At 46.5% G+C, this 22,603-nt stretch carries 19 protein-coding genes and 1 riboswitch; of the genes, 14 read left to right on the top strand and 5 right to left on the bottom strand.

Annotated features, from left to right (window positions below; genetic code table 11):
- Window positions 1-44 precede the first annotated feature (44 nt).
- Window positions 45-989 (bottom strand): helix-turn-helix domain-containing protein, encoded by a 945-nt coding sequence (locus NFR62_RS00820; RefSeq protein WP_251612225.1) that lies wholly within the window; start codon window positions 987-989, stop codon window positions 45-47.
- 201 nt (window positions 990-1,190) lie between these two features.
- Here NFR62_RS00820 and NFR62_RS00825 point away from each other — a divergent pair, with 201 nt between their 5' ends.
- The 8 genes from NFR62_RS00825 to NFR62_RS00860 all read left to right on the top strand — a co-directional run bounded on the left by NFR62_RS00825 (window position 1,191) and on the right by NFR62_RS00860 (window position 11,604).
- Window positions 1,191-2,771 (top strand): ABC transporter substrate-binding protein, encoded by a 1,581-nt coding sequence (locus tag NFR62_RS00825; protein WP_251612227.1) that lies wholly within the window; start codon window positions 1,191-1,193, stop codon window positions 2,769-2,771.
- A 3-nt stretch (window positions 2,772-2,774) separates the two neighbouring features.
- Window positions 2,775-3,692 carry a carbohydrate ABC transporter permease gene (locus NFR62_RS00830; RefSeq protein WP_251612229.1) on the top strand — a complete coding sequence of 306 codons (918 nt, stop codon included), beginning with the start codon at window positions 2,775-2,777 and terminating at the stop codon, window positions 3,690-3,692.
- A gap of 44 nt (window positions 3,693-3,736) precedes the next feature.
- Entirely contained in the window at window positions 3,737-4,597 is an 861-nt protein-coding gene (locus tag NFR62_RS00835) for a carbohydrate ABC transporter permease (protein ID WP_251612231.1), read from the top strand.
- Window positions 4,598-4,643: 46 nt separating this feature from the next.
- The gene (locus NFR62_RS00840; RefSeq protein WP_251612233.1) at window positions 4,644-6,968 is read left to right on the top strand and encodes a hypothetical protein; all 2,325 of its coding nucleotides are present in this window, start codon (window positions 4,644-4,646) and stop codon (window positions 6,966-6,968) included.
- 78 nt (window positions 6,969-7,046) lie between these two features.
- Window positions 7,047-7,961 carry a hypothetical protein gene (locus NFR62_RS00845; RefSeq protein WP_251612235.1) on the top strand — a complete coding sequence of 305 codons (915 nt, stop codon included), beginning with the start codon at window positions 7,047-7,049 and terminating at the stop codon, window positions 7,959-7,961.
- A gap of 71 nt (window positions 7,962-8,032) precedes the next feature.
- Window positions 8,033-10,114 carry a glycoside hydrolase family 36 protein gene (locus NFR62_RS00850; RefSeq protein ID WP_251613486.1) on the top strand — a complete coding sequence of 694 codons (2,082 nt, stop codon included), beginning with the start codon at window positions 8,033-8,035 and terminating at the stop codon, window positions 10,112-10,114.
- Window positions 10,115-10,290: 176 nt separating this feature from the next.
- Window positions 10,291-10,710 (top strand): hypothetical protein, encoded by a 420-nt coding sequence (locus NFR62_RS00855; RefSeq protein WP_251612237.1) that lies wholly within the window; start codon window positions 10,291-10,293, stop codon window positions 10,708-10,710.
- A gap of 81 nt (window positions 10,711-10,791) precedes the next feature.
- Complete coding sequence (locus tag NFR62_RS00860; protein WP_251612239.1) at window positions 10,792-11,604, top strand: InlB B-repeat-containing protein; 813 nt, start codon at window positions 10,792-10,794, stop codon at window positions 11,602-11,604.
- 58 nt (window positions 11,605-11,662) lie between these two features.
- Here NFR62_RS00860 and NFR62_RS00865 read toward each other — a convergent pair whose 3' ends face one another.
- Genes NFR62_RS00865 through NFR62_RS00880 form a run of 4 tightly spaced genes read right to left on the bottom strand, consistent with a single transcriptional unit; the run spans window position 11,663 to window position 15,569 of the window.
- On the bottom strand, window positions 11,663-12,619 hold the full coding sequence (locus NFR62_RS00865) for a sugar phosphate isomerase/epimerase family protein (RefSeq protein ID WP_251612241.1): 957 nt from the start codon (window positions 12,617-12,619) through the stop codon (window positions 11,663-11,665).
- An 11-nt stretch (window positions 12,620-12,630) separates the two neighbouring features.
- Window positions 12,631-13,719 carry a Gfo/Idh/MocA family protein gene (locus NFR62_RS00870; protein ID WP_251612243.1) on the bottom strand — a complete coding sequence of 363 codons (1,089 nt, stop codon included), beginning with the start codon at window positions 13,717-13,719 and terminating at the stop codon, window positions 12,631-12,633.
- Between the two features lie 60 nt (window positions 13,720-13,779).
- Window positions 13,780-14,847: a Gfo/Idh/MocA family protein gene (locus NFR62_RS00875; protein ID WP_251612245.1), complete on the bottom strand. Its 1,068-nt coding sequence runs from the start codon at window positions 14,845-14,847 to the stop codon at window positions 13,780-13,782.
- On the bottom strand, window positions 14,844-15,569 hold the full coding sequence (locus tag NFR62_RS00880; protein WP_251612247.1) for a sugar phosphate isomerase/epimerase family protein: 726 nt from the start codon (window positions 15,567-15,569) through the stop codon (window positions 14,844-14,846). Before NFR62_RS00880 ends, NFR62_RS00875 begins: the two co-directional genes overlap by 4 nt.
- 148 nt (window positions 15,570-15,717) lie before the next feature.
- On the opposite strand from NFR62_RS00880, the gene NFR62_RS00885 reads away from it, so the two are divergent.
- The 6 genes from NFR62_RS00885 (at window position 15,718) to nadD (ending at window position 22,406) form a co-directional block, all read left to right on the top strand.
- Entirely contained in the window at window positions 15,718-16,524 is an 807-nt protein-coding gene (locus tag NFR62_RS00885) for an AraC family transcriptional regulator (protein ID WP_251612249.1), read from the top strand.
- A 25-nt stretch (window positions 16,525-16,549) separates the two neighbouring features.
- Window positions 16,550-17,206: an endonuclease III gene (gene nth, locus NFR62_RS00890; RefSeq protein ID WP_251612251.1), complete on the top strand. Its 657-nt coding sequence runs from the start codon at window positions 16,550-16,552 to the stop codon at window positions 17,204-17,206.
- A 31-nt stretch (window positions 17,207-17,237) separates the two neighbouring features.
- On the top strand, window positions 17,238-18,065 hold the full coding sequence (locus NFR62_RS00895) for a sulfide/dihydroorotate dehydrogenase-like FAD/NAD-binding protein (protein ID WP_251612253.1): 828 nt from the start codon (window positions 17,238-17,240) through the stop codon (window positions 18,063-18,065).
- A 1-nt stretch (window position 18,066) separates the two neighbouring features.
- Window positions 18,067-19,446, top strand: coding sequence for an NADPH-dependent glutamate synthase (gltA, locus tag NFR62_RS00900; protein WP_251612255.1), 1,380 nt, complete (start codon window positions 18,067-18,069; stop codon window positions 19,444-19,446).
- A gap of 63 nt (window positions 19,447-19,509) precedes the next feature.
- Window positions 19,510-20,769 carry a GTPase ObgE gene (gene obgE / locus NFR62_RS00905; protein ID WP_251612257.1) on the top strand — a complete coding sequence of 420 codons (1,260 nt, stop codon included), beginning with the start codon at window positions 19,510-19,512 and terminating at the stop codon, window positions 20,767-20,769.
- A 29-nt stretch (window positions 20,770-20,798) separates the two neighbouring features.
- Window positions 20,799-22,406, top strand: a complete 1,608-nt coding sequence (gene nadD / locus NFR62_RS00910; protein WP_251612259.1) for a nicotinate (nicotinamide) nucleotide adenylyltransferase — start codon at window positions 20,799-20,801, stop codon at window positions 22,404-22,406.
- Window positions 22,407-22,461: 55 nt separating this feature from the next.
- Window positions 22,462-22,581: riboswitch (FMN riboswitch) on the top strand.
- The last annotated feature ends 22 nt before the right edge of the window (window positions 22,582-22,603 follow it).

Consider the following 22,603-nt stretch of genomic DNA (forward strand, 5'->3'; position numbering starts at 1 on the left):
GTTCCATGCGTGGGATTGCTTCGCTACGCTCGCAATGACATTTGTCACTGTGTCAAATTCCAATAAGTGTTGTTTTCTTCGCCGAGCTGAGTTTTAACTATATTGTTTTGGCGGTTGTTGCGTCTGAACTTTCCGGGCGGTATGCCAACGAACTTCAAAAAGTTTTGGTGGAATATAGCTTTGTTGTTGTATCCCGTTTGTTTGCGGATTTCGTCGATTGATAGGTCGGAAGAGGTGAGCAAAAGAGTTGCGCGGTTAATGCGGTGTTTGTTTACATAAGTTTTAACGGTAACGTTAAAGCTGTTTGAAAACAAAAGGTTCAAATAGTTGGGCGACACTCCGCAAACGTCCGCAATATCGTCGAGAGTGATAGGGCGGTTATAGTTTTCGTGAATGTAGCCTACGGCTTTATTTATGTAGCTCATTCCCGGCATGTGGCTCTTGCCTTTATCGCACTGTTTTGCCATGAGAAGAAGCATTCCGCTTAGCAAATAGTTTAAATAGGAATCGTTTTGTCTGTTTATTTCGTTTCCTATGTATTTTTGAATCATTAAAATATTCTGCACGAAAAGACCGTCGTCGGATATTCGCGTAACAGGTTTTTTAAGTTGAAAAAATTCGCGCACGCAAGAATCTTTATTGCAAAGCGCGTTTATGGTAAAGTTATAATCGGTAGCGTCGGTGAGCGTAAATTCGAGGTTGCATATTTTCGTAACTATATTGTCGATTGTTATTTTGTGGGGAACGTTCGCGTCTATGAAAATATACGAGTTGGGAAGAATTGTATATTTTTCTTGTTCTCCGCTTTGCGATTGAAATTCTATTTGCACTTCGCCCATTACCACATACATCATTTCAATGCGGTCGTGGCTGTGAAAAATCATGTCGAAGCAGTTGTAATAATGCACATAATAGCCGCTTACTTGAAAACATTTGTTTCGGTTTGCCGCCGCAAATATGGAATATGATTGAGGTTTAGCGTTTATCATAAAGCTATTATACAATATTTTTTATACAAAAACAATATTTTAAGTGTGATTTTCTTTACTTTTAATAAAGAAAATGAAAAAAATCACAAAAATACATCTTGAAATGACGTTTTTGCTGTGTTATACTGTATTCAGGTAAGACAATAAAAAACAAAATTTGCGTTTCGAAATTCGGAACCGAAAAATTCAGGAGGTTAAGTGATGACCATGAAAAGAATGTGCAAGCTTTTAAGCTCGTTGCTCGCCGTTGTGTTCGCTTTGGGAATGAGCGGTTGCGGCGGTAAGCTGAAAGGAGTTAAAGGAACGCTGAATATAGCGTCGTTCGAGGGCGGCTACGGCAGTACTTGGGCTACGGCGCTTAAAGACGCTTACATTGCGCACAATCCCGAAGCCAAAGTTGTGGTAACGTGCAATCCGTTGGTGCGCGAAACGGCGGTAACGGCGCTTCAAACCAACATGACAGACGTCGATTTGTTTTTTATCGACGGGGTGGGCGTGGGAACGTATTGCGAAAACTACGGTTCTCTTGCGGACATAAGCGAATTGTATTCGCTTTCGCCCAAAGCGGGAGAAAACGAAGAGAACACCACCGTTAAAGACAAAATAATGCCCGAAGTGGTTTCGGAAATGACTTACGGCGGCGATTGGAAAGAATTCGAAAACAAGTATTACACCGTGCCTTCTCCGTCGGGACCGTGTTCGCTCATTCTAAACGCCGACGCGCTCGATAACGCGCTCGGCAAAGGGAATTGGCGCGAACCTCGCACCACCGACGAACTGTTCGCGCTGTGCGACGCAATTACGGCGGCGCAAGCGAAAGTTACCGTGTCGGGCGTTAAACATACTGTTTATCCGTTTATATACAGCGGCGAAGCTGTGGAATATTGGCGGTATCTTTACTATCCGTGGATTGCGCAATACGGCGGACTCGAAACTTGGAACAACATGCAAAACGTGAAAATAAACGGCGAATATGCGCAAGAAGCGTACAGACCCGAAGCAAAGCTCAAAGCGTTCGAAGTTCTCGAAAGAATTATTAAAAGAAGCAACGGTTATTGCGATTCGAGCAGCATGAACAACAGCTTTAACCAAACGCAAAAATATTTCTTGCAGGGCAGAGCGTGTATGTATGTTACGGGCGATTGGTTTGAAATGGAAGCGGAAAACTCGTCAGACTACAAAGCCAATATAAAAATGATTCGCACTCCCGTTATATCCGAGCTCGCAAGCGTTATAGAGAGCGAAAGCGGCGTTAGCCTTACCGACGAAAAACTGTGTGAAATAATCGGTGCGCTCGACGACGGGGCGGAGCAATTAGACGGCGTGAGCGACGAGGTGTTCGAAAAAGTGCGCGTCGCGCGTTCGTACACTTTCACTCTTGCAAACAGCTCGGTGGGTTTTGTTCCCGAAGTTAGCGTGAACAAAGACATGGCAATAGACTTCTTGCGTTTTATGTACAGCGACGAGGGAATTAAAATCGTGTTGCGCGAATCGAGAAGTTATTTGCCCGTTGTGAACGCTTCGCAAATCAATGCGGAAGGAGAGCTCTCGCTCTTTCGCAAGTCGGTGAACGAAATTATGCAAGGCGACACAAAATACATTTATTCTTCGGCGCGCGACCCCATTCATTACCGTGCGGGGCTCGATACTTACGTCGGCAACGAAAAGCCCGAAGTTGCGATGGGCAAGAAAACGGGTGCGCTTTCGGCAAGAGAATACTTCGATAAAGAAGGCAGACTTCTTTCCGAAAAATGGTCTGACTACATGAAAGTTGTGGGCTAAACAATGAGCGGAGAGAAAGTAAAAAGCAATTTTTTTCGTAGCAGAAAGATACGGAGAGGCATCTTTATAGGTGCTATGCTTAGCATAGGACTTATTCAGTTCGCAATTTTCTGGGTTTATGTGAACGTGGATTCTATTTTGTTGGCTTTCAAGCTCACCACTCGCACGGGCGTGAGTTGGGGTTTAGACAACTTTAAAAGGTTTTTCCACGAGTTCCGTATGCCCGATATGGAGTTGTCGCTTGCTTTAACGAACACGTTTTTGCTGTTTTTGGTGGGCACTGTAATAGGACTTCCCGTGTCGCTTCTGTTTGCGTATTACTTGTATAAAAAGGTGCCGTGTTCAAAGTTTTTCCGCGTTGTATTCTTTCTTCCGTCAATCATATCGGCGGCGGTTTTGGTGGCGCTTTTCAAGTATCTGCTTGCGGTGGAAGGACCGGTAAACACCATTTTATCGGCTTTAACGGGGCGCGACGTTAGCTTGGAGTGGCTTACCGACGAAAAATACAGCATGGGAACAATACTGTTCTATGTGTTTTGGACGGGATTCGGAAGCAACATTGTGCTACTTACGGGAGCGATTCACCGGCTTCCTACCGACGTGCTCGAATACGCGAAACTCGACGGCGTTAAAATGACGCGCGAACTCGTGCAGATAATAATTCCCATGATTTGGCCTACGCTTTCCACGTTGTTGGTGTTCGCTACGGCGGGACTGTTCACAAACTCGGGACCTATACTTTTGTTCACCGAAGGGCAGTACAAAACCATGACAATCGGCTACTTTATATTTAACGAGGTTCAAAGCAATTCCTACGAATATCCCGCCGCAATAGGACTCGTTTTCACTGTTATAGGTTTTCCGCTCGTTATGATTGTTAAAGGGGTTCTCGGGAAAATTTTCGAGGACGTGGAGTATTAGCATGTGTTACGTCACACATAGAACAGCATAGGAGCGTTTGAAAAATGTTAAAAAGCTTTATAAAACGTCCGAGAACCGAAAAAATAGTTCTTTCGTTGGTTTTCGTATTCTTTTTCGTGTATGCGGTTACGATAATTCTTCCGTTCGTGTGGGCGTTTTTGAGTTCGCTCAAAACCGACGACGAATATTACGAAAAGGTGTTCGCACTGCCAAAGCAATGGCTTTTCAGCAATTATATAACGGCGTTCCGCGAGTTTAAAATAGGCGCCACGTCTATGCTCGGAATGATAGGAAACAGCTTGTGGCTAACGTTTGCTGGCACGTTCGTTGCGGTTATGGTGTCGAGCGCTACGGCATATATAGTTGCCAAATACCCGTTTTGGGGCAGTAAGATTATTTACAGAATAGCGATTTTCACAATGATTATTCCCATAGTGGGCAATCTTCCCGCAACATATAAGCTTGTTATGCAGTTGCAACTAAACAACCCTGTGGGAATTTTGGCACTTTATGCGGGCGGCTTCGGTTTTAACTTTATAATTCTGCACGGCTTTTATAGGTCGGTTTCGTGGACTTACGCGGAAGCGGGATTTATCGACGGAGCATCCGATTGGAAAGTGTATTGGCGAATAATTTTACCGCAAGCTTTGCCCGCCATTGTGTCGATTTCGATTTTGAGCTGTATAGGAATATGGAACGACTACTACACGCCGTTTTTGTATCTTAAAAACTCGCCGACTTTGGCGCTCGGCATTTATCGGTTCGATATAATTCAAACGTACCGAAGCAACGTTCCCATTTACTACTGCGCGATACTTCTTTCGGTTCTGCCCATTTTAATCGTGTTTTGCTGTTTTCAGAACACCATTATGGAAAACACGGTTGCGGGCGGCTTAAAAGGTTGAAACGGAGCAATCCGCTAAACAAAATAAATTATTTTTTGGAGGGACTATGAAAAAGACAAACAAATGGCTAATCATCTTGCTGAGCGCGCTTATATGCTTATGCGTGGCGTTTGCAACCGCGTGCGGCAAGACGGACGAACCGAACGACGACGGCGGCAAAAAACCGGACGGAGACAACACTAATACGGTGATTTCATCCGACTGGGAAACAATGCCCGAAAACAAAAACGAAAACCTGAAATATTTCGGTTATTTTCACGGAGACGGTTTCCGTTCGCAAGGCTCTTACATAAGCGAAATAGCTTCGCTTAAAAACTCCAACGTGATTATGATTAACTCGGCGTGGAGCCATGCCGCCGCGCAAGAAAGTCTTGCGGCTGTTAAAGCGGCGGGCATGAAAGCGATTTTCTCTGTTCACGGCATGTTCGTCGGTGGGCAGATTACTCAGGCGAACACCGCGACGCTTGTGGCTAATCATGAAGAGGTGTGGAACGAAACCGCTACGGCGATTGCGGAATATATCGAAGACGGAACTATTCTCGGCTTCTACTTCGACGAGCCCGCTTGGAACGGCGTGCCCGAAGACGCTTTCCGCACGGTAACCAAAATGTTGCGCGACAAATATCCGAATATTAAGGTTATCACCACAATGACGGGTTACGATATAGGCATTGCCAAATACGAAGGCTATCCCGAATTGAACGCGTCGTATAACGAGTATTGCACCGACGTAATGTACGACAGCTACGGAAAGTGGAACGACGAGACGCGCCGAGAATACCTTGAAAAACTCAAATCCAAAGCGCTTCAGAACCAGTGGATTTGGGGTTGCCCCAAAGGCTTCTCGGATAATCCCGAGCAAACGGGCGATATGGTGGAGCACATTAAGGGCATGTACACCGAAGCTATTCAAGAGCCTCGATATGTGGGCATTGTGTCGTTCTCGTTTGCCGACGGAATAGAGGGCGATTGGGGCTACGGGCTTCATACGTTTTTTAACAATTCGGGCGACTACTACGATAAAGCTCTTAAAAATCTTTACGTCGATATAGGGCGCGAAGTAATCGGTTTGCCCGCGTGGGACCATTCCAAAGACGTTGACCTTGCGCTTTTGGAGCCTACCGAAGTGTACGAGCTCGGCGACACTGTGGAGCTTCCTGCGGCGGGCGCTCTCGACGGCAACGACAAAGAACTCGAAGTGACTTATACCGTAACTTCGCCTTCGGGCAAGGCTATGCCTGCCGAAAGCTTTCAAGCTACGGAAAGCGGGCACTACACGGTTACGGTAAGCGCGGGCGAGGGCGAAAACAAACAAACTAAATCGACGAAAGTTTCGGTACGCGAGCCGGGCGAAATCAGCGTGTTCGATACTCCCGCATATCTTTCGGATGCCGACGGTACCGACGCCGACACTTGGTGTTGGCCGCGCCAGATAGACACAACTTTCTCGCACGGCGAAACGGGGGGGGGTAGCCTTAAAATAACTCCTCACGCAAAAGACGGAACTTGGCCGCGTATTATATTCGCTCGCAACGGCTATCAACTTTGGAACATTTCGGAATACGATTATATTTCAATGTGGGTATATAACGCGGGCGACGAGGCAATCGAAGGCTTTGCATTGTTTGTTTCCGACGAAGACATAAACAGCGCGAATAAAGTGGGTTCCACAGTAAGCTTGCCTTCTAAGGTATGGACGGAAGTAACTCTTTCGGTGGCGAAAGTAAGAGAGAGCAAACCTAATCTTGACCTTACCAAAGTTACTATTGTTTACGGCAACGACGCGTCCGACTATAAGAACAGAAGCGTGTTCTATGTAGACGACGTTATGCTTAAAAACAACGAGGAATTACCCGACCCCAACTCTATAAGTTTTGAAAAGACTGCCGACTTGAATAGAATAGGAGACAATGCCGACGACGTTTGGACGTGGCCGGTGTCGCTTAGCGACGAACAGGCTCACGGCGGAAATAAGTCGTTGAAAATTACCGTTCGTCAAGACGGCGGCGTTTGGCCTAACGTTGTGTTTAAGGGAATAGATGCCGCAACGTTCGATATAACGAACGCTTCCAAAGTCTCGGTGTGGATTTACTTCGATTCCGACAACGAACTTACTTCGGGGGGGGGTACCGTATTTGGTTTTAAAGTAAATAACGGCGAAAACGTTAATCAAGCCGTTAAAACGTTCAATATTCCCGCTCGCACTTGGACTGAGCTTACCATTACAAAAGACGAAATACTTGCGCTTGCGGCGGATATAGACTTGACTCAGGCAAAGATTTCGATTGCGTCGTTGGGAAGCGGTTATTCCGACAGGTCGAATTTTTTACCTCGACGATTTCCTTATCACCGTAAATCAATAAGAAGCTAAGGCGTAAATTAAAAAAAAATAAACGCGTTACCCGCCGCGCTCAAACGGGCGCGGCGCGCGGTAACGAAAAGGAACAGTATGGGACAGACTTTATTCGGCATTTTTCACACCGCTTACGAGCGCGCCCCCTCGTATTTTTTCGAGGCGGCGAAAAGCAACTATATAAACACATTTTTAGTGGAATCGGATTACCGCAGCGAAGAATTTGCTGTGAGTATGAACGAAATCACGCGCCATTCCGATAAAAAAGCGTGGCTCGGCGTAACTTATCTCGGTTTTAAAAGTATAAACAACGTAACTATTGCCGACAACGGAGAAAGCAAGTCGGAATTTAATCCGACAACCGAATTTTTTGCCGATTTCCGACAAAACGTGGACGCTATGCTTGCCGAGTTGAAAGCGCGCGGTTGGTACGACAGCGTCGAAGGGTTTTATATGGACGAACCCATGCTGTGGAATATCAAAAACGATTGGCTTGAAGAATTTACGGGATATTTCCGCACCGAAGCGGCGCCCGAAAAAAGATTTTTCGTGTGTTTTTCGATAGCGGGAGTCGCGCCCGAATTTTGGACGATAAACAACATAGAGCCTATAAATCCGAAATCGACAAGGTTTTTAACAGATGTGGCGTTCGATATGTATCATAAGTGGAACGCAGACTATAACGAAGTGCTTCGCCTTATGCTCGAACGCACGGGCAACCGAAAGGATTTGCGCGTGTGGATGATTCCGTGCACAATGAATTACAGAGGCGATAAGAGCGAGGAATATTGCATAGAACATTTGAACGGCTGCTACGAAACTTTAAAAAAACTACCGTGCAAAGGCGGGCTTATGTGTTTTACTTACTACACGTTTTTGCCCGAAGAGGAAGCTCTCGGCAACATAGGGCTCGATAAGCTTACCGAAAGAGAGTATAAAAATTACTGGCCCGAGCTTATGTCGCGCATAAAAGAAATAGGGCGCGAAATCGTGTCGGGAGAGTTGGGCTAAAAATTTGACTTTCGAGCTTTGCGATTATATAATAAAGGCAATAACAACAGGAGACGAGAATAGCCGTGAAAATGCACTTTAAAGGGTTGGAGTTCGCGTTAGTAGGCGGAAAAATAGTTTTAACCGATTGTTTCGGAACGGCTGTGTGCAAAGACGCGGAAAAGCTTCCGAATTTCAATTTTGTAGAATTGCAAATAGCGGGAGAAAACCACGCTTCGCATTGCGGAGCAAAAATGTTCGAAAGTAGCGAATGGAGCAAGCTTAAATACATTTCTTATTCCGAAACTCAAAACAAGTTGGAAATTGTGCAAGCGAGCGAGCTTGTGTCGGTTGCTACGCATTTCGAGGCGTATGACGATACCGACGTTCTTCGCGTTTGGAACACCGTTACGAACATGACGGATAAACCTATTACGCTTGAACATATTTCGTCGTTCGTGTGTTGCGGTTTCGGTCAAAACGGCACCGAAAGCGTGAACAATTTGTATTTGCACAAGTTTTATAACAGTTGGCATGTGGAGTGTCAGCCGGTTCGCAGTTCGTTTTATAACTTGGGATTGTTTAACGGAAACGAACGTTGCATGAAACGTATTTCGGGTTGCAATACGGGAAGTTGGTCTACAAAAGAGGAGCTTCCGCAAGCAATAATCGAAGACGCTGACACGGGACGGTTTTTTATGTTTCAGATAGAAGCGGCGGGGAGTTGGTATTATGAAATTGCCGACAATAAAAAACTTATTTATTTGAATATAGGCGGACCCAACTCGAATTTTAACGGGTGGAGCAAGGTTATTCAACCTCACGGCGGCTTTGTTACCGAAAAGGTTGCCATAGTGGCGGGCGACAGCATAAATAAGGTTGTGGGCGAAATGACGAAATACCGCCGTCATATAGTGAGCGCTTGCAAGCCCGATAAGCAGTTACCCGTTATTTTTAACGAATATATGCATTTGAGTTGGGATAATCCCAACGAAGAACGCACCAAAAAGCTTGTTCCGTCGGTGGCTGAACTGGGGGCTAAGTATTATGTAATCGACTGCGGGTGGCACGACGACTGTCCGTATACCGAAATTTATCAAAAGGCGGGCAAATGGCAACCGTCGAATTTACGCTTTCCGAGCGGAATAAAAGCGGCGGTGGATTTTATAAAAAGTTACGGAATGAAAGCGGGGCTTTGGCTCGAGCCCGAAATAATAGGTTGCAAATGTTCCGAAATGGAAGAATATTACGGCGACGACGCCTTTTTTTATCGCAACGGAAAAAAGACGGTAACGTCGAACCGAAAGTTTCTTGATTTCCGCAACGAAAAAGTGCGCGAGTATATGTCGGAAACCGTTGCTCGTATTGCGGGCTACGGCGTTGAATATTTGAAATTCGACTACAATCAAGATTGCGGCACGGGCAACGAACGCAACGCCGACAGCGCGGGCGACGGACTTATTGAGCATACGAACGCATTTCTCGGTTGGCTTTTTGATATGAAAGCAAAATATCCAGCCTTAATTTTCGAGGGGTGCGCCAGCGGCGGTTGCCGACTCGATTATAAAACGTTGTCGGCATATTCGCTTGTGTCAACTTCCGACCAAACCGACTATAAAAAATATCCGCACATAGCGGCGAATATTTTTTCGGCGGTGTTGCCCGAACAAGCGGCGGTTTGGAGCTATCCTGTGGAATCGCTCGGAATGGACGTTTTCGACGTTGATACTTTCGAAACGGTTAACGCGCGCGTATCAACCGAACAGGTTGTTATGAACATGGTGAATGCCATGCTCGGAAGAATGCATCTTGCGAGCGCCGTTCATTTGCTGAGCGAAGAAAAGCGCGCTTTGATTAAAGAGGGGATAGAATTATGTAATTCTCTTGTCGCTTTCAAGAGAGAAGCGCTTCCTTATTTTCCCTGCGGATTTAACGATTTTAACAAGAGAGAGGCGGCTTCCGGTTTGCTTTCGGGCAAAACGTTGGAACTTGCGGTTTGGAATATGGGCGGCGACGGCGAAATAAAAATTCCGTTGCCCGACATTACCGTGAAAGGCGTTAGAATCGCGTATCCTGCGGCGGCTTCGGAAAAAGTTACGTTCGAGCCTCATTCAGTTAATATATCGTTGGGAAAAGGGTATAAGGCTCGTTTGCTTGAAATTAAAATTTTATAGCATGCTTTTTTAATGCGAGAGTTGTTTTTTTACAGCGTTTTTATTTCGATTTTTTTATATATAGTTTTTGTTTTCTTGACAAATTTTGTAAAAAAGCGTAATATATAACGTAAGAAATTAAGCGGCTTTACTATAAACGTTTAGGGCGCAGTTTCAATTTTTACGGAGTGTGAAATATGCGTCGTATAACCGATTTGGCGAGTGGTGGGATACGCCCTTTGTTTTCTAAGTGGTCGGAAGTGCGCGAAGAGCGTTTGCCCGAGAACTACGATATAAGGAAAATCAAGAAGTTCCTTATAACAATAGGGCTTTCGAATATGCCGATAACCGTGTTCGATTCGGTTTCTTGGCTTGTGTGGCAAAACTTGCGCGGCAACGGTATTCTTATGCGCGAGGCATACGCGGAGCTTGCCGAAAAGGGTAGGCAAAGCGTTGACGCCGCGCGAACTCAAATGACGTATCACATAAAAAAGGTATATAAAGACGTGCGCGAAGCCGTTGTTTCGCAATACGATTATGATATAGGCGAAAGTTTTGACGGAAACAAAAATTTTATTCACCGAATAAGTATTGTGTTTAGCGTTTTCGAAATATAAAACGGCGGTTTTAAGATTTTAGGGACAAAAGTTCGGTTGCGGTTGTTATAACAACAGTAAGATAAAATCGGAGTACGCCTTGTGAAAAATGCGCGCGACATAACGGTTAAAATATTATTGCCTTTTTTGGCGTCGGTGGCGGCGCTTACTGTTCTTTTGTTTTTGGCGTCGCGTTCGGCGTCTTGCTATAATCCTGCGGGAGGGGCTTCGGAGTTTACCGAAGACTTTTATTACGAAGTTGTTCGGACGTCTAAAGGCGATTATGTGCGCTTAGACGGTTTTACGCCGAAAGCTCAAACCAAAGAGGAAGTGCTTGTGCCGTTGCAAATTCGCGGTTTACCGGTGCGCTCGTTGTATCAAATGCAAGGTTGCGGTTATAGGGGAAATCTTAAAAGCGAGAATTTGAAAAAACTGTTTATGCCGAAAACGAATTTTTACGGTAGGCAGTTTATTTGCGAAAAGCTTGAAAAGATAATTCTATACAATTATACCGAGAATTTTTTGCACGAATTGAGTTATTTTAAGTCTTCGCAAAAAATCAAGCTTTATGTTAGCAGTCAATATATTTTGCCAGATAATCAGCAGACTACGAGTGAATTGTTTCTCGGCGACGGAATAAAAGCGTATGCCGCCAACGTTTCGTATATGTGCAACTACGAGTCGGCTCCGAATTACGGTTACTATTTTATAGACGATTGCGACTATTCGAGCGTTATAAATTTTGTTCCGCCGGAGCCCGTTCGTTTCGGATATTCTTTCGGAGGGTGGTACCGCGAACCCGAATGCGAAACCGTTTGGAATTTCGAGACCGACACTTTGCCGCAAGCGCGGGTTGACGGAGACATAGAATGTTATACCGAAACGAAACTTTATGCCAAATGGATTCCATCGTAAAAATTTTCTGTTTAACGAAAAAAGCCGCGCTACTTGCGCGGCTTTTATATTAGTAATTTTAAATCCACCAAGCGTTAGCGGTGTTGGCGTCTTTAATAATTATTTCTTTAAGATATTTTACGGCTTTCGACAATCCTTCTTTCGGCGGCATTAGGCTGTCTTCGTGTTCGATTGAAATCGAGCCGGTGTAGCCTACGGCGGCAAGGGCGCTTATTGTTTTTTTGAAATCGGCGTCGCCGTATCCCACTGTGCGGAAAAGCCACGAACGTTCGAGAATATTCGCATAAGATTTTGTGTCGAGAACTCCGTTTACTTTGGTTTTCGCCTCGTTTATAGCAGTGTCTTTCGCGTGGAAGAAATATATCGAGTCGCCGAGCGCTTTAACGGCTTCGGGGATGTCTACGCCTTGCCAAATAAGGTGCGAGGGGTCGAGGTTTGCGCCCACCGCTTTACCGACCGCGTTACGCAATTTGAGCATGCTTTCAACGCCGTACACCGAAAATCCGGGATGCATTTCGAGGCATATTTTAACGCCTTCGCCGTCGGCAATATCGGCAATTTTTTTCCAGTAGGGGATTAGCACTTCGTTCCACTGCCATTCGAGCAATTCGGAATAGTCGTTCGGCCATGCGCATGTAATCCAGTTGGGGCAGGACGACGTTTTGTCGCCCGGACAGCCCGAAAACGTTACGATTTTGTCGGTTCCGAGTTTGCGCGCCGTTTTAATTGCGGCAATGAGTTCGTTTGTGGCTTTTTTGGCAATTTCTTTATTGGGGTGAACTCCGTTTCCGTGAACCGAGAGCGCCGACACTGTCAGTTCGTTTTGCGCGAACGCATCGTTCACTTTTTTAATTTCGGCGTCGCTTTCGGAAAGAACGTTTATGTCGGCGTGCGCCGTGCCCGGATAGCCGCCGCAACCGAGTTCCATTTGTTCCGCGCCTAAATCGCGTAAAAACGCAAGCGCGTCGGATAGCGGCATATCGGCTAATACGGGACTGAATACGCTTAATTTCATTTTTAAACCTCCTAACGTTCGAAATAGTGCGGTTTGCCCGTTTCCGCCGAATCGTAAATGCCTTCGAGTATTTTCGTAACTACCATAGCTTGTTCTGGCAACACAACAAGTTTTCCGCGTCCCGAAATCGCGTCTAAAAATGTTTTCGCTTCCAAGTCGCCTTCGTTCGCGGGCTTGCCGTCGAGGTATGCGAACGTTCCCGCAACAAAGTCGGGGGAGTAAGCGAATTTCGCGTTGTTTTTAACGCCGTTAAGTTCGAGTTTTCCTATTTGCGGCATTGTGGCGCCGCCTTTCGTGCCGCAGAGAGTTACCGACGCTTCCCGCACGTCGGTGGTATTTAGCGCCCACGACGATTCGAGGAAAATTGTGGCGCCGTTTTTCATAACCACAAATCCGAAAGCGGAATCTTCTACGGTGAACTTTTTAGGGTCCCAATCGCCGCCCGAATTTGCCGTTTGCGTGTCGTTGTTAAGTTTGTGATATGTTGTTCCGCACGCATAAAGCGGTTCGTAGTTGTTCATTGAATACAGCGCCAAATCGAGAGCGTGGGTTCCTATGTCTATTAACGGTCCGCCGCCTTGCTTTTCTTTATCGAGAAAAACTCCCCAAGTGGGAACGCCTCTTCTGCGAACGGCGTGGGCTTTTGCGAAATAAATTTCTCCCAAGTCTCCCGCTTCGCAGCATTTTTTTAAGAAAACGGAATCGTTGCGGTATCTGTTTTGGTAGCCTATCGTTAAAAGTTTGCCGCTCTTTTTTTGAGCGTCGAGCATTTTCTGCGCTTCGCGCGAGTTGATTGCCATAGGTTTCTCGCACATAACGTGTTTGCCCGATTCGAGCGCGGCAACAGTTATTTCCGCGTGCGATACGTTAGGCGTGCAAACGTAAACCGCGTCGAGTTCGAGTTTGAGCATTTCTTTATAGTCTGTGAAAATTTTCGCTTTGCCGTTTGCGAACTTTTCGTTCATGTCGTCGGCGCGCTCTTTAATAATATCGCAAAGCGCGGTAATTTCCGCCGTGTCGCTTAAATTTTTAAGAGCGGGGAGGTGTTTGCCTCGCGCTATAAATCCGCAACCCACAATTCCTACTTTTAACTTTTTCATTTTTTTGCCCTCCGTTTAATTGTTTTTTATTTAATTTTAAATAGTATGCGTGACATTGCTTTATAAATTTGCTAATTCGCTTTTTATAACGGTGTTTTCTTTATCGGAAAGTTTGCAAAGCTCCATAACGCGCAAAACTTTTCTTACGCTTTCCGTCGAAATGCACGGCTTTTCTTTTCCGTGCGCCGCCTCTACGAAATTTTTATAAAAGGCGTCGCAGTCTGGCGATGGAGTGGGAATTGCGCGTTCGGTTACGCTCGAATGGGGGCGGTACGCCATAGTTTTGGTGAAACCGTTGCCCGCTTCTATTCCCACAATTTCCACTTCGGAGCCGTAAACGGGAAGTATTATTTTTCCGTTTAAATCCCAATCTTCTATAACGGCTGTGCCGTCGCGTCCGTATATAATCCAACGCGGAAGCTTTGCGAATGTGTTTGTGTCTACGCGCACGTTCACTGTGAGCCCGTCGGCGTATTCGAATTTCGCGGCAAAACCGTCGTCAACGTCGAAGCCGAGCGCTTTGCTATATCGGCAGTATAAAGAAGTCGGATTCTCGCGTTTAAAATTGAATATTTGGTCTATTAAATGAACGCCCCAATCAAGCATCATGCCGCCGCCTGCTTTCGCGGTTTTTCGCCACCCGCCCGGAATACCGTTCGCGCCGCACACAAACGAGTCGATTCGGTAAATTTTACCCAAAACGCCGCTTTCCGCAATTTCGCGCATTGCCAAATAATCTTTATCCCAACGTCTGTTTTGATGCACTGCCAAAATCACTCCGTAGCGTTGGGCGGCTTCGGTCATGTCGTCGAATTCTGACGCGCTCATTGCCGCAGGCTTTTCGCAAATAATATGTTTGCCCGCTTTTGCCGCCGCAACCGCATATTCGCGGTGCCAATCGTTTGGGGTGGCTATAAGAACCGCGTCGGTTTTTACGTCGGAAAAAAGAGCTTCCACCGACGGATATGCTTCGAGCTTTTTATTTCTTGCCGCTTCTTGCCTTTTTTCGTCGGTGTCGAACACGCCCGTAATTTCTATAATTCCGAGTTTTGAAAGCCGTTCGAAATGATATTGCGCCATTCCGCCGTAGCCTAAAATACTCATTTTAAGAGCTTTTAAATCGCTCATTTTATTGCCTCCCTCATATATGCGAGCGAACTTTTCAAATACGTTAATTCGTCGGAGCAAGGTTTTTCATATTCCAAAATTACGCTCGTATGATTTTGTTCTTTTGCAAACTTTAATATGCTTTTCGCGTCGGTTTTGCCCTCGCCTACAACGGGGTTGGGGGCTTGCGCGTTTTCGCCGTATTCCTTAACGTGAATAAGAGCTATGTTGCGGGCGTTGTCGCGCAAAAATTTTAAAGGCTCGCGCCCTGCGTCCGTCAGCCAAAAAACATCCGGCTCAAGTTTTAAGGCGGGGAATTTATTTGGCAACTCGGAGAGCGCGTTTTCCCGTTCGAACTCAAAATTATGGTTGTGATATGCAAGATTTAAACCGAGTTTTAAAGCGTTTTCCGCCGCGCCCGTTATTATTCGTTTCAGTTCGCCTTCGTCGTAAAATTTTCGAGGTTCTATATAAGGAATTACCGCAGTATCAAAGCCGAAAATCTGTTGAAATTTTTCCAGCTCGTCGCGCGTTTGCATAACGGTGTACGGCAAATGTATGGAATACGAAACAAGTCCGAATTTTCTCATTAGTTTGCCTACGTTTTCGCAGCCTATTCCGTAGTCGCCGGAGACAGGCTCCACGCACTCGAATCCGCATTCGCTTACCGCCGCAAAAGTTTTTTCTATGCCTTCGGTTTCCGCATAGTTGCGTAAAGAATACATTTGCACTCCGATTTTCATTTTCCCGTAAACCTCCGAAATTTTATTTAACTTAACTTTATTATACTTCGTTTCGCTTAAAAATTTCAACGCCATAAACTTGGTTTTTATTGCCAAAAATTGCGCTCAATTATTTGCATATATTCGTAAATTGCGTTATAATGTGTCTATGGGAGTTTTTTACGAATCCAAACGCGATTTGGAGCACCGCAACATAGAAATTTTCACAACCGCAGGTATTGCGCCGCACTTTCATGCGCAGGTTGAAGTGCTTTGCGTTATGCGCGATTTCGTGAACGTTACGTTAAACGGCGAAACGGAAACGGTTCGCGCGGGCGGAATATGCGTTTCGGGAAGTTACGACGTGCACTCATATTCGGTGAACGGAGGCGAGGGGATAGTAGTGTTATTTCCGCTCGATTGCTTGCGAAGATTTTTCGCATACACCGAAAACGCGGTTATTAAACATCATATAGTATACGACGAAAAACTGTTTTCCTCTATTTCGGCTTTGTTAGAGTTATATAAGTCTAATTCCGAGAGTGCGAACCCGTTGTTTTGCGAAGGGTGGACTAACGCTTTTCTCGGGCTTTTGCATGATTTTCTCGGTTTTTCACAAGTGGGAACGGGCGGTAGAATAGACACATTCCACGAAGTTCTTACATATATTAGAGCGCATTCCGACGAAGAGCTTACTTTGGCGGGGCTTAGCAAAAGGTTCGGTTACAGCCCTTACCATTTTTCGCGCCTTTTCAATTCGTTTATAAACGTTGGGTTGAAAAAATACATCAATTCGGTGCGGCTCGAGAACGCTCTGGATAAAATGAAAAACGGCGAAAGCGTAACGGCAGCCGCATTCAGTTCGGGATTCGGGAGTATGCGTTCGTTTTACCGCGACTTTACCGAATATTACGGAGAAACGCCTCAAAGGTATGCCAGAGTTCATTTTGTCGGCAATAAATCGCGTGACAAATAACGCGGTTGTATGATATAATTATTTTATGGAAAATAGTGTTATACATACGCGCGACGCCCGAATAAACGCGATTCTAACCGCCCTTGCTGCGGCGTATCCGCAAGCGCAATGCGAATTGCAATACGACAATGCGTTTCATCTTTTGGTGGCGGTTATTTTGTCGGCTCAATGCACCGATAAACGCGTTAACGAGGTTACGAAAGAGCTTTTTAAAGTGTACGACACGCCGCGCGATTTTGCCGAAGCGGATATAGAGAATTTGCAGCGTTTAATATTCAGTTGCGGATTTTACCGCAATAAGTCGCAAAGCATAATAGCCGCATCGCGCGATATAGTTGAAAAATTCGGCGGTAATGTGCCGTCTTCGTTCGAAGAATTGCTCACATTGCGCGGAGTGGGGCGCAAAACCGCAAACGTTGTTATGAGCGTTGCGTTCGGCGGAAATAACATTGCGGTAGACACGCACGTTTTTCGAGTGAGCCACAGGCTCGGGCTCAGCGGAGGCAAAACTCCTTTCGACGTTGAAAAAGACTTAACGGAGTCTCTTTCGCCCGAAGATTATTCCGCCGCTCATCACTTGTTTATTTTTCACGGCAGATATTGTTGCAAGTCGCAAAGGCCTGAGTGCGGAAAATGCCCTGTTGCGGCGTTTTGCACTCTGTCGCCCGTTTCGGCTCGTTAGCATAATAAAAATAAAAAAGGGAGGCTACATAATGAACAAAATTATCAAAAAGACAAGACTTGCGGAAAACGTTACCGAATACGTTATTTCGGCGCCGGAAGTCGCGCGCCATGCTCATCCCGGTCAGTTTATAATATTGCGCGTAGACGAGGACGGCGAAAGAGTGCCGTTTACAATTTGCGATTACGACTCGAAGGCGGGCACCGTAACCGTTCTTGTGCAAGAGGTGGGTTATTCCACAATAAAACTTTCTCAAATTCCCGAAGGCGGATTCATTTCCGATTTTGTCGGACCTCTCGGAAATCCCACCGACTTATCCGAATTTAAAAATATTTTGTTAATAGGCGGAGGAATAGGCGCGGCTGTTATTTATCCTCAGGCAAAAGCGTTGCGCGCTAAGGGTATGCCGTCCGACGTTATCGTGGGGGCGCGCACGGCATCGCTTTTAATGTACGAAAAGGAATTTAAAGCGGCTGCAAAAAATTTGTATCTTATAACCGATGACGGAACAAGCGGAGTCAAAGGTTTTGTTACCGACGAATTGAAAAGGCTTGCCGCTACGAATAAATACGATTGCGTGTTCGCCGTAGGGCCTATGCCCATGATGCGCGCGGTGTGCGCGCTTACCGCCGAACTCAAAATCAAAACGGTTGTAAGCATGAATTCCATTATGGTTGACGGCACGGGAATGTGCGGCGGGTGCAGGCTAACTTGCGGCGGCAAAACCAAATATGCTTGCGTAGACGGTCCCGAATTCGACGGGCATCTTATAGACTGGGACGAAGCCATAAGTAGAAGCAGGATTTACCGCGAGCACGAAAGTCGCCACCGTTGCATGCTTACGGGGGAGGAAAGATAACATGGCAATCGAGAAAAAACCGAGAAACAAAATGCCCGAGCAACAGCCCGAAATTCGCGCTCGCAACTTTAAAGAGGTTGCGCTCGGATATACTCCCGAAATGGCGAAAGAAGAGGCGTCGCGTTGTATGCATTGCAAAAACGCGCCTTGTATGCAGGGGTGCCCCGTGTCGGTGAACATACCCGATTTTTTGGCGGCGGCGGCAACCGGCGATTTCGAAAAGGCGGGCGCTGTTATAGGAAGAACAAGCAGTTTGCCCGCAATTTGCGGTCGCGTTTGTCCTCAGGAAAACCAGTGCGAAAAAATGTGTTTACGCGCCCGTGTAGACGGCGCTGTGGCAATCGGCAACGTTGAAAGATTTGTAGGCGATTATATGCTCGAGCACGGCGGTAAGCCGCAAAAGGCGACGCGGACGGGCAAAAAGGTTGCAGTTATAGGAAGCGGTCCCGCAGGGCTTACTTGCGCGGCGGAGCTGAGTAATCACGGTGTGGACGTAACTGTTTTCGAAGCTTTCCATAAAGCGGGCGGCGTGTTGGTGTACGGCATTCCCGAATTCCGTTTGCCTAAATCGCTTGTGCAAGCCGAAATCGACAAACTGTGCGGCGGCGGCGTGGAAATAAAACTTAACACGGTTGCAGGCAAAACGTTGCCTATCGAAGAGATAGCCGCCGAATACGATGCCGTATTCATAGGAAGCGGAGCGGGGCTTCCTATGTTTATGAACATACCCGGAGAAAATCTTAACGGGGTATATTCGGCTAACGAGTATCTTACGAGAGTAAATCTTATGAAAGCATATTTGCCGAATAGCGCCACTCCCGTGCAACTCGGCAAAAAAGTTGCGGTTATAGGAGCCGGCAACGTAGCTATGGACGCCGCGCGAACGGCATTGAGAATGGGCGCCGAAAACGTGAAAATAATATACCGCAGAGGCAGAGAGGAAATGCCTGCGAGAGCGGAAGAAATTCATCACGCCGAACAAGAGGGAATAGAATTTTGTTTGCTTACGAATCCCGTTTCGTTCGCGGGAGAAAAAGGTTGGGTTAAAAGCATGCGCTGCGTAAAAATGGCGCTCGGCGAACCCGATAAGAGCGGGCGTCGTTCTCCCAAACCTGTGGAGGGAAGCGAATTCGATATAGAAACCGATATGGTTATAGTTTCGCTCGGAACTCGTCCGAATCCGTTAATAAAAAACAGTTTTGCGGCGTTACAAACCTCAGAAAAGGGCACAATAGTTGTAGACGAAGAAACTATGCAAACGAACGTAGACGGAATTTATGCGGGCGGCGACGCCGTTACGGGTGCGGCAACCGTTATTCTTGCTATGGGAGCGGGCAGAAAAGCGAGCAAGGCGATTCTCGAAAAGCTCGGTTTGCAATAGTGGTTGCGTAAAAAGAAAAAAGGATATGTCGAGTCGCCGAGTTGCGGTTAGGCAAAAGAAAAGATGTTTGTAGACAGAATAAGAATTTATATAAGAGCGGGTAACGGCGGCAACGGATGCACAAGTTTCTACACCGAAAAATACGTCAGCAACGGCGGGCCTGACGGCGGCGACGGCGGCAACGGCGGCAATGTGATTTTCGAAGCGGATTCCCGCATGACGTCGCTGCTCGATTTTAAATACGAGTCGCATTTTCGCGCGCCCGACGGAGAGAAGGGAAGCGGAAGATATTGCAACGGAAAATCGGGGAAAGACCTTGTTATAAAGGTTCCGCGCGGTACCGTTATTACCGATTTCGAAAGCGGCGGAACTATTGCCGATTTATTTACCGACGGAGAACGGATTACCGTTTTGAAAGGCGGACGCGGCGGGAAAGGAAACGCCCGTTTTAAATCGAGCAGAAGACAGGCTCCGCATTTTTCGCAACTCGGAGAACAAACCGAAGAAAAATGCGTGACGCTCGAACTTAAAACGATAGCCGACGTGGGGCTTGTGGGATATCCTAACGTAGGCAAAAGCACGCTTTTGTCGTCGGTGAGTTCGGCAAAGCCCAAAATAGCCAACTATCATTTCACAACTCTGTCGCCTAATTTGGGAGCGGTGCGCTATTACGAACACGGATTTGTGGTTGCGGATATTCCCGGTCTTATCGACGGCGCGAGCAAAGGAGCGGGACTCGGTATAGATTTTTTGAGGCATGTGGAGCGTACCCGTCTTATTGTTCACGTTGTGGACATATCTGCGAGCGAAGGACGCGACCCCGTTGAGGATTACAAAAATATTAACCGAGAACTTAAAGATTTTTCGCCCGAACTCTCAAAGCGTCCGCAAATAGTGGCGCTAAACAAAGCCGAGCTTTTACCCGACGACCGCGCCGTTACCGAGTTTAAGCGCAGGGTGAAAGTTCCATGTTTTCCGATTAGCGCGGTAACACGGCAAGGGCTCGACGAATTGCTGCGTTGCGTGTGGGAAACGCTTTCAACTCTTCCGCCCGTAGCTCCGCTCGAATTCGAACCGTTCGTTTATCCCGAGCGAGATACAACCGGCTTTTCGGTGCGCCGCGACGACGACGGAGCGTTCGAAGTTGTCGGCGGCATGATAGAGGAGTTGGCGAGAGGAGTTGTGCTTAACAGCTACGACAGTTTCAATTATTTTCAAAAGCGACTGCGCGACGACGGCGTTATTAAGGCGCTCAAAAAGGCGGGCGCGCAAGAAGGCGACACCGTGCGCATACTCGACATTGAATTCGAGTTTGTGGAATAAGCGGTTTAAACTACAACAAGAGGAATATTATGGCAGACAAAGTACAAAAAGTGGCAATCTTAGGCGGCAGTTTCGACCCCGTTACAAACGCGCATCTTGAAATTATACGCAAGCTTAGCAAAAAGTTTTCGCGCGTAGTGGTGCTTCCGTGCTATATATCGCCGTTTAAGCAAGAGGGATGCAATGCGAGCGGCGAAGAGCGTGTGAAAATGCTCAGAAAAGTAACCGCCGAACTTGAAAACGTTAAAGTTTCGAAGTGGGAAATAAAGCAGGAAAAAATAAGTTATTCGATTGACGCCGTGCGCCACTATAAGCAAAAATACGAGGGAGCGGAAATACATTTCGTTATAGGTTCCGATTGCGTTTCGGGGCTTACCGAATGGAAAGACGCCGACGAACTTGCGGCGAGCGCGACTTTTTTGCTTATTCGCAGAACGGGATATGCGGCGCCCAAAAAATTGCTTGACAGTTTAAAAGAGTTGGGCTTTAAATTCAAGTCCGCAGGATTTACCGTTTCGGACGAGGCGTCGAGTCTTGTTCGGGCGGCTACGGCTTTCGGTAAGACTGCAGAATTTGTTCCTGCGGAGGTTGCCGAATATATAGAAAAGCACGGATTGTATAAAGAATATGCGCCGTTCGTTAAAGCGTATAAAATTTTCGGATTGAAAGACGAGCGGATTGAGCACACTTTCCGCGCCGTTAAAGCGGGAATAAGGCTTGCAAAAATATACGGCGAAAACGTTGCCGAAGTTATTACCGCTCTTATTTTGCACGATATAGGCAAATATGCCGACGGCGAAACGCTTAAAAAGCATAAAATTAAAGCGGAGCGATACGACGAACTTTCAATAAACGCGCCCGCAGTGTTGCACGCTCACGTTTCCGCCGCGATTGCGCGCGATTATTTTAAATGCAACGAGCGCATAGTCGGGGCAATCGAAAAACATACTACGGGTGCCGCAGATATGTCCGAATTCGATAAAATAGTATATCTTGCCGACGCAATAGAAGAGGGGCGCGATTACGACGGCGTAGAGTCGCTTCGCCGAGTTGCTGCCAAAGATTTGAACAGAGCTATGCTTCGTTCGCTTAAAGCTACCGTTAAAGCGTTAAAGCAGAGCAAAAAGCCGATATGCGAGGAAACTTTGCTCGCTTGCAAACGTTTTGCCGAAATTTGCAAAGCCGCTTCGGCTGCGAAAAAAGCCGCTCCCGTGTTTGCCTCCGTGCCCGTAGTGCAAAAGAAAGAGTCTGAAAATAAAGTCTCGAAAGCCGAATACGACGACCTTAAAAACAAAGGCGGCAAAGTGTTGGCGCGCTTTATTGCCGAAAAGCTTTCCGAAAAGAAAGGGCGCGACATAGTTATAATAGACGTTGCTCAAAAAACGGTGCTTGCCGATTGTTTCGTTATAGCGGGCGCGGGTTCCACAACTGCGGTTAAAGCTATGGCCGACTACGTTGATGAAAAGCTAAGCAAAGAGCATGCAATGGAGCCGTTAAGACGTGATATTTCGCCTAAGTGGGCGGTGCTTGATTACGGAGACGTTATTGTTCATATTCAACACGAAGAAGCGAGGGAGTTTTACCGTTTGGAAAAACTGTGGGACAACGGCGACAACGTTACTCCTTTTATCGATTGAAAATCAGAGTGTAAAAAACGCTTGACAGCAAAACGAAAACGGTGTATTCTTATATTGCAAACTTAGGGGCGGGGCGTGATTCCCCACCGGCGGTATAGTCCGCGAGCGCGTATTTGCGCATGACGGGGTGCGATTCCCCGACCGACGGTTACAGTCCGGATGAAATAAGGTTTTTGCGTTTTTGCATGTTTTTTTGC

The organism is Pumilibacter muris (assembly GCF_943193045.1).
GTDB lineage: Bacteria > Bacillota > Clostridia > Christensenellales > Pumilibacteraceae > Pumilibacter > Pumilibacter muris.